This is a genomic window from Pseudomonas sp. RW3S2 (assembly GCF_014268955.1).
Lineage (GTDB): Bacteria > Pseudomonadota > Gammaproteobacteria > Pseudomonadales > Pseudomonadaceae > Aquipseudomonas > Aquipseudomonas wayambapalatensis.
In genome coordinates this window covers 44,499-55,777 of the sequence record NZ_JABWRM010000007.1, presented here as the reverse complement: position 1 = coordinate 55,777, position 11,279 = coordinate 44,499, and the positions used below count along the sequence as shown (strand labels likewise).

Annotated in this window: 9 protein-coding genes and 1 pseudogene; 7 read left to right on the top strand and 3 right to left on the bottom strand. The window is 61.9% G+C overall.

Translation table 11 applies throughout. The annotated features are described in order from the left end of the window. Nucleotides 1-42: 42 nt before the first annotated feature. The 6 genes from HU748_RS11830 to HU748_RS11805 all read left to right on the top strand — a co-directional run bounded on the left by HU748_RS11830 (nucleotide 43) and on the right by HU748_RS11805 (nucleotide 7,111). Nucleotides 43-1,143: a porin gene (locus HU748_RS11830; RefSeq protein ID WP_186720438.1), complete on the top strand. Its 1,101-nt coding sequence runs from the start codon at nucleotides 43-45 to the stop codon at nucleotides 1,141-1,143. Nucleotides 1,144-1,167: 24 nt separating this feature from the next. Further along, a complete protein-coding gene (locus tag HU748_RS11825) occupies nucleotides 1,168-2,070 on the top strand; it encodes an aldose 1-epimerase (RefSeq protein ID WP_189657652.1) in 903 nt (300 codons plus the stop codon). Beyond that, nucleotides 2,067-2,942, top strand: coding sequence for a 6-deoxy-6-sulfogluconolactonase (locus tag HU748_RS11820; protein WP_186664199.1), 876 nt, complete (start codon nucleotides 2,067-2,069; stop codon nucleotides 2,940-2,942). The genes HU748_RS11825 and HU748_RS11820 overlap by 4 nt, the downstream gene beginning before the upstream one ends. A 33-nt stretch (nucleotides 2,943-2,975) precedes the next feature. Beyond that, nucleotides 2,976-3,758, top strand: coding sequence for a sulfoquinovose 1-dehydrogenase (locus HU748_RS11815; RefSeq protein WP_186720436.1), 783 nt, complete (start codon nucleotides 2,976-2,978; stop codon nucleotides 3,756-3,758). 130 nt (nucleotides 3,759-3,888) lie between these two features. Continuing rightward, nucleotides 3,889-5,628: a 6-deoxy-6-sulfo-D-gluconate dehydratase gene (locus tag HU748_RS11810; RefSeq protein ID WP_186711283.1), complete on the top strand. Its 1,740-nt coding sequence runs from the start codon at nucleotides 3,889-3,891 to the stop codon at nucleotides 5,626-5,628. 22 nt (nucleotides 5,629-5,650) lie between these two features. Then, nucleotides 5,651-7,111 (top strand): 3-sulfolactaldehyde dehydrogenase, encoded by a 1,461-nt coding sequence (locus tag HU748_RS11805; RefSeq protein ID WP_186664205.1) that lies wholly within the window; start codon nucleotides 5,651-5,653, stop codon nucleotides 7,109-7,111. Nucleotides 7,112-7,777: 666 nt separating this feature from the next. On the opposite strand, the gene HU748_RS11800 is transcribed toward HU748_RS11805, so the two are convergent. From HU748_RS11800 to HU748_RS11790, 3 genes and pseudogenes are all read right to left on the bottom strand, one after another. Next, entirely contained in the window at nucleotides 7,778-8,371 is a 594-nt protein-coding gene (locus tag HU748_RS11800) for a DUF3732 domain-containing protein (protein ID WP_238343336.1), read from the bottom strand. A gap of 53 nt (nucleotides 8,372-8,424) precedes the next feature. Beyond that, a pseudogene (locus HU748_RS11795) lies at nucleotides 8,425-8,982 on the bottom strand (integrase arm-type DNA-binding domain-containing protein); the annotation flags it as partial. A gap of 146 nt (nucleotides 8,983-9,128) precedes the next feature. Further along, the gene (locus HU748_RS11790; RefSeq protein ID WP_054893748.1) at nucleotides 9,129-10,043 is read right to left on the bottom strand and encodes a LysR family transcriptional regulator; all 915 of its coding nucleotides are present in this window, start codon (nucleotides 10,041-10,043) and stop codon (nucleotides 9,129-9,131) included. A gap of 209 nt (nucleotides 10,044-10,252) precedes the next feature. Here HU748_RS11790 and HU748_RS11785 point away from each other — a divergent pair, with 209 nt between their 5' ends. After that, complete coding sequence (locus HU748_RS11785) at nucleotides 10,253-11,275, top strand: zinc-dependent alcohol dehydrogenase family protein (protein WP_186720434.1); 1,023 nt, start codon at nucleotides 10,253-10,255, stop codon at nucleotides 11,273-11,275. Nucleotides 11,276-11,279: the final 4 nt, after the last annotated feature.

The following is an 11,279-nucleotide window of genomic DNA, read 5'->3' as shown; positions in this document are numbered from 1 at the left end:
AGGCGCGCCGGCCCACTGCGGCCATAAAAGAGCGCTGCTGACATGAACAACAAAAATCAACGTGTCCTTGGCTTCATTCTGCTGGCCAGCGTCTATGCGCTGCCCAGCCATGCCGAACCCATTGTCTGGAAGGCCGGCAATCTCAGCATCAACCCATATGGCATTCTCGACCTGAACGTGCAGACGGGCTCGTTCAGTAAGACCGCCCCGGACCATACCATGGTCTCGGACGGCAACCTGCAGGCCTCGCGCTTCGGGGTAAAGCTCGACTATGCCCTGGGCGACAGCGGTTATGCCCTACAGGCGTTCGGCGAGCGCGGGCTGGTATTGCGGCGCATCTGGAAGGGCGGGCAAGTCTCGACCAACCGCGGCTATGGCGTCGGCGTCAGTGGCCCGTTCGGCTCGGTGGCCATGGGCAGCCTATACATGCCGATCTACTGGGTGTTCCTGGATTCGGACGTCGCCCTATATGGGTTGTCGAACATGGCGGCGATCATGAGTCTGGAGCACACTGCGGTATTGGGTAAAAGCGGCACGGGCGGGTTCTACGACACCACGGTGCGCTACCGCTCGCCTGAAGTGAACGGCTTTTCCACCGAGCTGGGCTATTCCTACGGCAACTCCAGCATCGAGAACGGCCCTAACCAGAACCGCACCAGTGGCTTCAATGTGCGCTATCGCAACGGGTTCACCAAGTTGGGTTATGGCTACAACCGCCATGACTCGGCCCCTACCGAAACCAGCAGCGAGCTATACACCCAGACGACCCACGTGGTGTCGGGCAATTACCAGTGGGGTGGCGTGATCTGGGGGGCCAACTATGTGTACTCCAAGCGCGATACCGAGGCCCGCTGGTTCGCCTCGGCGAAGATGGTCAATGCGCGGATCGTCCTCGACGCTCACAATGATCTGACCTTCGGCGTTTCCCAGCGAATCGAGGCCGAGGGCGCCCGGGCCTGGGCGGCCCATGCCGGCTACATCTATTCGTTCAACCCCAACACCCAGCTGTATACCTATGTTTCCCATATCAACAACAACAGCCATTCCACCCAGGGTTTCTCGCTGCTCAGTGAGGATTACCCCAGTGTGGCGGCCGGTTACGACCCTTGGGCGGGTACCTTGGGTATTCGCTGGAGCTTCTGAGTCTTGATAGCGACGAATCACATATTGCACCCGGAGCTCACACTCACCTGTGGCGCCCTGAGCGCCGGGGTGCTGCCCAGCCTGGGCGGCGCGCTGGGTTACCTGCGTCTTGGCAGCTTCGAGCTGCTGCGGCCCTGGGACGGCACCGACAGCGTTCGGCGTACGGCGTGCTACCCGCTGGTCCCGTACTCCAACCGTATCGCCCACGGGCGCTTTTGCGCCAATGGCGAGCCGCAGCAGCTGCGCCGCAATTTCGGCGGTCACCCGCATCCGCTACATGGTCTTGGCTGGCAGCGAGCGTGGCAGGTCGATGCCCACTCGCCGCACAGCTGCCAGTTGAGCTTGCGCCACCAGGCCCGGGGCGCCGATGCCGAAGACTGGCCGTGGGACTTCGTCGCGTGGCAGTGCATCACCCTGAGTGGTGACGGCCTGCGCCTGCGACTGGGGCTCACCAACCTGAGTGAGCAGTCGATGCCGGTGGGTCTTGGCTGGCACCCGTACTTCGAGCGCCAGGGTGAATTGCAGCTGGGCTTCAGTGCCGCGCACGTCTGGCATGCCGGCGCGGATGGCCTGCCGGTCGAGCGTACGGCACTGCCGGAACCTTGGGACTTCGGCCTGCCCCAGGCAATAGGCGCCGTGGGCCTGGACAACTGCTTCGAGGGCTGGGATGCCCGTGCCAGTCTGTATTGGCCAGAGGCACAGGTCGGCCTGCGCCTGGAAGCCGGCCCAGGGTTGGAGCACCTGGTGGTGTTCACGCCGCCAGCACCAGCGGACTTTATCGCGGTCGAGCCGGTCAGCCACCTCAACAACGCCATCAATTTCCCCACGCCTACGGCGCACGGCCTGGTCTGGCTGGCACCGGGGGCGTCGATCGAACGTGAGTTGCGCTTGCTGCCGAGCGGCGCCAACCTGGAGAACCCTGCATGAGTGAAACCCTGACCTGTGTGGTCCGCCAGCCGTCGGAACTGGGCGAGTGCCCGGTCTGGTCGGTCCGTGAGCAAGCCCTGTACTGGGCCGATATCCTGGCCGGGCAACTGCATCGCCTTGACCCCCGCGATGGCTGCGTGAGCACCTTGCAGTTGCCTGAGGAGCTGGGCTGTTTCGGCCTGCGCGAGCAGGGCGGCTTCATTGTCGCGCTGCGCACCGGCATCTACCTGCTCGATGCCCAGGGGCAGCTGGGCGAGCGCCTGGCCGACAACCCCAGCGGCGCAGAGCACAGCCGCTTCAACGATGGCCGCGTCGACCCTTGGGGGCGCTTCTGGGCTGGCACCCTGTGGCAACCGCGTGACCGCAATGGTGGGCAATTGGTGCGAGTCGATGCGCAGCACCGTGCCCAGGTTGTGGCCGGCGATGTGATGGTGTCCAACGGCCTCGCCTTCAGCCCGGACCGCGCGTGGGTCTACCACAGCGACACCCCCAACCATGTGCTGTACCGCTATCCGCTGGATGCCGATGGCCAGCCCGGCCCCCGGCAGTTGCTGCGCGAGTTCCCGCGTGGCAGTGGCGGGCGCCCGGATGGCGCGGCGTTCGACAGTGCGGGCTGCTATTGGAGCGCGCAGTTCGACGGCGGCCGGGTGCTGCGCCTGAGCCCTGATGGCCAGGTGCTGGCAGAAATCCAGGTGCCGACGCGTTGGCCGACCATGGTCGCCTTCGGTGGCGACGACCTGCGTACCCTTTACATCACCAGTTCGCGCGAGAACCGCAGCGCCGAAGACCTGGCGGCCTGGCCGCTGTCCGGCTGCGTGTTCGCCACCCGTGTCGACGTGCCCGGCTGCCCCGAGCCGCTGTTCGCCGGTTGAATCCATTCCACTTGCTCACGAGTACCTATCACCATGAACCGTCATACCGATACGCAGTACCCCAGCCTGGCCGGCAAAGTGATCTTTATCAGCGGTGGCGCCTCGGGCATCGGTCGCGCCTTCGTCGAAGCGTTCGTCGCACAGGGCAGCCGCGTCGCCTTCCTTGACCTGGATGCCGACGCCGGGCAGGCGCTGGCCCGGACGCTGGGCGCCAACGTGCTGTTCTTGCGCTGCGATGTGCGCGATATCGAGCGCTTGCAGCGGTGTGTGGCCGAAGTGGAACACACCTGGGGTGGCATCGATGTACTGATCAACAACGCAGCCCGCGATGACCGCCATGCCTTGGCCGATGTCAGCGTCGAGTATTGGGACGAACGCATGCAGACCAACCTGCGTCACGCCTTCTTCGCTGCACAGGCCGTCACGCCTGGCATGGCAAAGCGGGGCAGCGGGGCGATCATCAACATGGGCTCGATCTCGTGGATGCGCGGACGCCCTGGGATGATCTGCTACACCACCGCCAAGGCGGCGTTGAACGGAATGACCCGCACCTTGGCACGCGAACTGGGCGGGCAAGGCATCCGGGTCAATAGCCTGGTGCCAGGCGCTATTCGTACCGAACGCCAGGATGCCATGTGGGCCGCCGACCCTGCCGGTCTGGAGGCAGCCAGCCAGTCGTTCATCGACCAGCAGATGCTCAAGTTTCGTCTGGATGCCAGCGACTGCGCGCGCCTGGCGCTGTTCCTGGCCAGCGATGATAGCCGCGGCTGCACGGGTCAGAACTTTGTCGTCGATGCGGGACTGTCGATTCAATAACCCCACAACTCCTGACAGGGGTGATTCGGGCAAAAATCGTAGCGCTACGAAATTGATCCGGGTATGCTCTCGAAAAGTAATTTCGCAGCGCTACGATTATGCGTGGCGCCCTTGCTCAAAGGCTTAGGTTATGTCCGAAAAATACAAGAAAATCGAAGAACTCCGCAGTCAGCGGTGGTTCGCTCCAGACACCATCCGTGCCTTCGCCCATCGCCAGCGCCTGCAACAGATCGGACTGCGCCGCGAGGAGTTCATGGGCAAGCCGGTGATTGCGATCCTCAATACCTGGAGCGAGATGTCGCCCTGTCATTCGCACCTGCGTGAGCGTGCCGAGGCTGTCAAACGCGGGGTCTGGGCGGCCGGCGGCTTCCCAGTGGAGTTGCCGGTACAGTCGGTGGGCGAGGTAATGGTCAAGCCGACTACGATGCTCTACCGCAACCTGCTGGCAATGGAGGCCGAGGAACTGCTGCGCTCGTTGCCGATCGACGGCGCCGTGCTGCTAGGCGGCTGCGACAAGTCTACGCCTGGCCTACTGATGGGCGCGCTCAGCATGGACCTGCCGGTGATCTACTGCCCGGCGGGCCCGATGTCCAACGGTCAGTGGCGTGGCGTCAAGACCGGCGCCGGCACGCATACCAAGAAGTACTGGGACGAGCGCCGTCTGGGGCTGATCGACACTGTTGCGTGGGAAGAACTCGAAGGCGCCATGACCCGTTCGATCGGCACCTGCAATACCGTAGGCACGGCGTCGACCATGACCAGCATCGCCGACGCAATGGGCTTTACCTTACCCGGTGCATCGAGCATTCCTGCCGCGGATGGGGCCCACCCGCGGATGGCCTCGCAGTGCGGTTCGACAATCGTCGATCTGGTTTGGCGCGACCGCCGCCCCTCGACTTGGCTGACTGAAAAGCACGTAGCCAATGGCGTGGCGGTGTACATGGCAATGGGCGGCTCGACCAACGCCGCGATCCACCTGATTGCCATCGCCAGACGCGCCGGAATAGACCTGACCCTCGATCAGTTGGCCGCCGCAGCCGCGAAGATACCGGTGTTGCTCAACCTGTTCCCTTCCGGCACGGCACTCATGGAGGACTATCATTTTGCCGGCGGCCTGCGTGCGCTGATGCGCAAGATCGCATCGTATTTGCATCTGGAGTGCGAGGGGGCCACCGGGCAGAGCTGGGACAGCCTGTTGGCCGATGCCCCGTGCTACGACGACGATATCATTCGCCCCCTCGATAACCCGGTGGTCAGCCTCGAACAAGGCGCCACTTTGGCGCTGTTGCGTGGCAACCTCTGCCCCGATGGCGCGGTGATGAAATCCTCCGCAGCCGACCCGCGCCTGCGCCGTCACAGCGGCCCGGCACTGGTCTTCGATGACCACGAAACCCTCAGCCGGATGATCGACGACCCCGCCCTGGATGTCACTGCGGACACCGTGCTGATCTTGCGCAATGCCGGCCCCGTGGGCGCGCCGGGCATGCCCGAATGGGGCAACCTGCCGATACCCAAACGCTTGCTGGAAGCCGGTGTACGTGACCTGTTGCGCATCTCCGACTCCCGTATGAGTGGTACCCATTACGGCAGCTGCGTCCTACACGTGGCGCCTGAGGCCGCTGTTGGAGGGCCGCTGGCATTAGTCCGCACGGGCGACATCATCGATCTGGACGTCGCCGCCGGCACGTTGAACATGCGTGTCAGCGATGAGGAACTTGCCCAACGCCGCGCCGAGCATAGACCGCAGCACAGAACCTACGGCCGCTCTTTTGCTGCGCTCTACCAGCAGCATGTGACCCAGGCCAACGAAGGGTGTGATTTCGATTTCCTGCAGGCCGGCGAAGTCGTGCCCGAGCCACCCATCCACTGAACCTTGCTCAGGAAACTAACCGATGCTCGACCTCAAAGACCCTTCTCTGCTCAAACAACAGGCATTCATCGACGGCCAATGGGTGGGTGCCGACTCTGGTGAAACCGTTACCGTCACTAACCCCGCTACCGGTGAGGAACTGGCACGCATTCCGCAGATGGGCGCTGTCGAAGCCGAGCGTGCGGTACTGGCTGCTCACCGCGCCTTCAAACCGTGGAAGCGCAAGACTGCCAAGGAGCGCGCGGAGCTGCTGCAGCGCTGGTACGCGCTGATGGTCGAAAACCAGGAAGACCTCGCCCGCCTGCTGACCGCCGAACAAGGCAAACCACTGGCTGAAGCCCGTGGCGAATTGAGCAATGGCATGTCCTTCGTGCAATGGTTTGCCGAGGAAGCCAAGCGTGTTTATGGCGATACCATCCCGCAGCCTTCGGCAGACAAGCGCATCATCGTCACCAAGGAGCCGATTGGCGTAGCTGCGGCTATCACACCATGGAACTTTCCCCACGCGATGATCACCCGCAAGGTTGCCCCGGCCCTGGCCGCCGGCTGCCCGATGGTGTTGCGCCCGGCCAGCCAGACGCCGCTCTCGGCGCTGGCACTGGCAGCCCTGGCCGAACGTGCTGGGATCCCCGCCGGGGTGTTCAGCGTGGTCACCGGTAGCGCTACCCAGATCGGTAGCGTGCTGACAGGCCATCCGCTGGTGCGCAAGTTCAGCTTCACTGGCTCCACGCCAGTGGGCAAGCTGCTGATCGGACAATGCGCCGAGACCGTGAAGAAGGTATCGATGGAACTGGGCGGCAACGCGCCGTTCATCGTCTTCGATGACGCTGACCTCGACCTGGCCGTGGAAGGCGCGATGCTGTCGAAGTTCCGCAATGCCGGGCAGACCTGTGTCTGCGCCAACCGCATCTACGTTCAGGACGGTATCTACGACCGCTTTGCCGAGAGACTCGCCGCCGCTGCCTCGGCCCTACGCCTGGGGAATGGCGCTGAGGCCGGCGTCACCCAGGGCCCGATGATCGACGAGAACGCCGTGCGCAAGGTCGAAGAGCATATCAGCGATGCCCTTGAAAAGGGCGCACGACTGATCGCTGGCGGCCAACGGCATGCCCTGGGTGGTAGTTTCTTCGAGCCGACCGTGCTGACTGAAGTCACCGCGCACATGAAGGTGGCCCATGAGGAAACCTTCGGTCCTTTGGCGCCGCTGTTCCGCTTTTCCAGTGAGGAGGAGGTGGTCGAACTGGCCAACGCGACGGAGTTCGGGCTGGCTAGCTACTTCTACAGCCGCGATATCGGCCGCGTGCTGCGCGTCAGCGAAGACCTTGAATACGGTATGGTCGGCGTCAATACCGCGGCAATCGCCAACGAGATGGCACCATTCGGTGGCGTCAAGCAATCGGGCCTTGGTCGCGAAGGTTCGCGTTACGGCATCGAAGACTATCTTGAGATTAAATACGTGTGCCTCGGTGGCGTCGACCGCTGAAGCCGGCCAGAGGGGCAGATGCTGCCCCTCTGGCTGAGCCCCCACTTCCGAAGCCTCCAATGCAGCCCGCCGTTCTTGCAAGGCGGCTTGACACTCATCAGCCACGGCGCTCCGACAGCTTTCGGCGACACAGAGTGAGAATCTGGATTAAATTGTCGGGTCTGAGAATCAGAAGCCCGCTCCGCTCCCGTTGAGTATCAGCCGTGCGTTTTACCTCAGTGTGTCTCGGAGAATGCCAAGGGTGCGTTATAGCGATGCTACAAGTTGGCATGGGGCGAGGGGAGGTATCGTTCTACGAGTTATGAGTTCGAATGACTACGCTTCCGCCACTAATTTTCATCAAAGCCCTGATTCTTCAGGGCTTTTTTGTGCCTATGTGTTTTTGGTCCCCCATCTGGTCCCCCATAATTAGTTTGGCTTTTGCTGGTTTACAGCGGATTGTGATGGACGTGCTGTTTTCATGGCGCCTAAGGGCCATAACATCTGTTGTAGTCCTGGACCTTACTGACGCAGGCGCCGCTGCGAAAGTACGGAAAGAGTCCGGTTATGAGCAGGGAAAAGCGGACAAACGTGAGAGCCGCGCGAGCAGCAGAGCTAAAAAATAGTGTTTGGATAAGCCCGCCATAAAAGGCGAGCTGGTTCTAGGGCGGTTACCGTTGCGACTGCTTACTGGGTGTCCTGTCTTCTCGGCCAGTCCAGCGGGATAAGCGCATCGCCCGAAATCTTGTTCCAACGCTTACGAGTGGCAGCGACATACCGTGGATCATCACCGAAATACGCATGCTCAATCAGCAACACCTGCAGTCCCTCTTGCGCAGATGTTGTATTGAACAGGAAGTCCAGGTGTTTACGCATGGCCGAAACTTCCTCGTTTTCTCCGATGTCCGACTCGTCATCGCCACGTTGCGGATAGTAGGGGCGGCTGATCTGGTCGAAAGCGAGGAACCCTGGTACCGGCGCGTTCACCTTGGCCAGGTACTTCTGAAGCGCGAACGACAAGGCAATGTGGATGGCCAAGTAGTTCTCATCCGAGCCCGCATCCGGGAGTCTCAAAACCGCACCGGAATTCTGTTCGATGATCGCGATATCAGGTGGTTTTGCGGAAAACTCCAGCTCGGCACCGATACACGGTTGGACAGTGGGCAAATCTGCGAACGCTTCGGAGAGATACTGAGAAATCTTGCGCTCCGCACGCGATAGTAGGATCTGCTTGGCGTCACTGTCGACAAGGGCTTCCAAGCCCTGGATCTGCTCACGCAAGACGTCCAAGTCGGGGCCTGGCAACGGCGTCGTAGGGTTCATTTCCAGGAACTGATGGTACGCACGCGCTTGGCCATGGCCAGTGTGCGTGCTCGGCGCAGGGTAGCGATGATCTCGATGATGTGGTCCAGTTTGATCTCGCTGACGGGAATGTTGCCGATCGTGGGCAGGATGTGATTGTTCAAAGCGCCGCGAAAGCCCGCGAGGGATTTGCTCACGAGGTCGTGCGACTTGAAGGCCAGCCACTGTTCGGCGACGTAACTGAATGTGCGTTCCTCATTGAGTAGCTGATCGGCGATTTTCTTGCGTTTGGCCTTCAGCGGGGCGACGTGATGAGCTACGTTCTGGCGCGCGGCTCGGGCCAAGTCGCGGGCGTCTTTCAAGCCAATGTCGGGATAACGGCCGATCGCATACACGTTCTCCTTGCCGTTCAGGCGATACCTCATCCGCCAGTATTTTGCGGCAGGCTTGTTCGACTTCTGTGAGGCCTGAACATGCAGGTAAAGACCGGGTACCTCGCCGTCGACGTACTTGCCGGGTTCAGCAATGGCACGCAAGAAGGCATCGCTGAGTTTACGCCGCAATGCAGGCGTGGGGAGGGAAGTCGTCATGTGCGGGTACTTTTTTCGAAATGGAAAAAGTACCCAAAAATATACCCGCAAGCGCATTGGAAATGAGCGGAATAGGACGGCTTTGGACGAAGTATCAGCCTAATGCACTGATTCTATTGGTATTTATGGAGCTTGATGGAAGTTAGTCACAAGCTATCGGGATCCCCAAAAAACATCTGTATCCGCGACCGCAACCACCGCTCTGCCGGGTCGTTGTCCTGCGCCCCGCGCCAGGCCATGTGCAGTTCAAAGGTACGCACATCCAATGGCAGGTCTTCGGCGCGCAGGCCGCCGGCGGCGGTGAGGGTTTCTGCTGCATAGTCCGGTACCGTGGCGATGATGTCGGTGCCCGCGAGCAGGGTGCCGAGGCCGTTGAACTGCGGTACGGCCAGCACCACATGACGCTTGCGACCGATTTCCTCGAGGGTTTCGTCGATGAAGCCGGACAGGTCGCCGGCGAACGAGACCAGCGCATGCGGACGGGCGCAGAAATCGTCGAGGGTGATATTGCCCGGTACGCTGTCGGCGCGCAGCAGTTTCGGCTTGCTGCGCCGCAGTACCTTGCGCTTGGCGTTGGCCGGAAGGTCAGCGGTATAGCTCACACCCACCGAAATCTCCCCGGAGGCGAGCAGGGTCGGCATCAGCAAATAGTTGACCCGCCGTACCACCAGGACGATGCCTGGCGCTTCGGCGCGGATGCGCTTGAGCAACTGCGGCAGCAAGGCGAACTCGGCGTCGTCCGACAGACCGATGCGAAATACCGAGGTGCTGGTGGCTGGGTCGAAGTCAGCGGCGCGGCTGACTGCGGTAGAGATCGAATCCAGGGCCGGGGAGAGCAGGGCGAAGATCTCGTGGGCGCGAGCCGAGGGCTCCATGCTTCGCCCGGTACGAACGAACAGTGGGTCGTCGAACAGGTTGCGCAGGCGTGACAGCGCCGCACTGATCGCCGGCTGGCCGAGAAACAGCTTTTCGGCTGCACGGGTTACGCTGCGCTCATGCATGAGCGTCTCGAACACGATCAGCAGGTTGAGGTCTACGCGGCGCAGGTCGTTACGATTCATCGGTGCGTTTCGCCTTGCTCAGGTGGGTCGGGGTGAATATTAAGGCCAAAGGCTGTTACCCTGCACGGGTTTACGGGGGCCAATGCAGCGATTTGCCCGTAGCCCAATCAATGACAGGCATGTCGACTATTAACGGCCACTGATGGTCTAACGTGCAAAGCCCGGATAAAGTCCGTGGTAATACGAGGTTCACAAAGGCGAGGTATGCGATGTCCCGCATGATCCGTTTCCACAAGTTCGGCCCGGCCGACGTGCTCCGTTGCGAGGAGCAGGCCGAACCGTCTCCCGCAGCGGGCGAAGTGCAGGTGCGCGTCGAGGCCATCGGCCTGAGCTGGTATGACGTGCTCTGGCGCCAGAACCTGGCACCATCGCATGCACGCCTGCCGGCAGGGATCGGCCATGAAATGGCCGGGGTGGTCACGCAGGTCGGGGAGGGTGTCGACGATATCGTCGTGGGCGACCGTGTCGCCAGTTTCCCGGCGACCAGCCCCAATGAGCATCCGGTCTATGGTGATGTGATCGTGCTCCCTCGCACGGCCATTACCCGTTATCCCGACCACCTCACTCCGGTCGAGGCCAGTGTGCATTACACACCGCTGCTGATCGCCTACTTCGCTTACGTCGACCTGGCGCGGGCCAAGGCGGGACAGACGGCACTGGTCACCGATGCCAGCCATTGCGCAGGCCCTGCCTTCGTGCAGTTGGGCAAGGCCTTGGGCTTGAAGGTGTTCGCCGCCACCAAGGAGCCGGAGCAGCGTGAGTACCTGCTGAGCCTGGGGGCTGACAAGGTGATCGTCACCGAGGAGCAGGACCTGCTGATGCAGATCGGCAAATATACCGATGGCCGCGGCGTGGACATGGTTCTGGATGGCATGGGTGGGCCGCAGATGTCGCTCCTCGGCGATGTCCTTGCGCCTCGCGGCAGCCTGGTGCTGTATGGCCTGCAGGGGGGCAACCAGACGCCATTCCCGGCGTGTGCGGCGTTCCAGAAGAACATCCAGTTCTACGTTCACTGTATTGGCAACTTCACCGGCAAGCCGGAGTTGGGTATTGCCCAGGACCAGGTCGCTCTGCAGCGGGCGTTGCGAGACATTAACCAGTTCACCGCCGACAAGCTGCTGACGCCGCAGATCATCAAGGTCTACCCGTTCGAGCAGGTTGTCGAGGCTCATCGCCTGATGGATGAATGCCCCTGTGGCGGGCGGATCGTGCTGGACATGGGAACTGCGTGATTGC

What these genes read in the sequence shown, in the direction of transcription:
- HU748_RS11830 (WP_186720438.1), top strand. Translation starts at nt 43, where the DNA reads ATGAACAACAAAAATCAACGTGTCCTTGGCTTCATTCTGCTGGCCAGC.
- HU748_RS11820 (WP_186664199.1), top strand. Translation starts at nt 2,067, where the DNA reads ATGAGTGAAACCCTGACCTGTGTGGTCCGCCAGCCGTCGGAACTGGGC.
- HU748_RS11815 (WP_186720436.1), top strand. Translation starts at nt 2,976, where the DNA reads ATGAACCGTCATACCGATACGCAGTACCCCAGCCTGGCCGGCAAAGTG.
- HU748_RS11810 (WP_186711283.1), top strand. Translation starts at nt 3,889, where the DNA reads ATGTCCGAAAAATACAAGAAAATCGAAGAACTCCGCAGTCAGCGGTGG.
- HU748_RS11805 (WP_186664205.1), top strand. Translation starts at nt 5,651, where the DNA reads ATGCTCGACCTCAAAGACCCTTCTCTGCTCAAACAACAGGCATTCATC.
- HU748_RS11790 (WP_054893748.1), bottom strand. Translation starts at nt 10,043, where the DNA reads ATGAATCGTAACGACCTGCGCCGCGTAGACCTCAACCTGCTGATCGTG.
- HU748_RS11785 (WP_186720434.1), top strand. Translation starts at nt 10,253, where the DNA reads ATGTCCCGCATGATCCGTTTCCACAAGTTCGGCCCGGCCGACGTGCTC.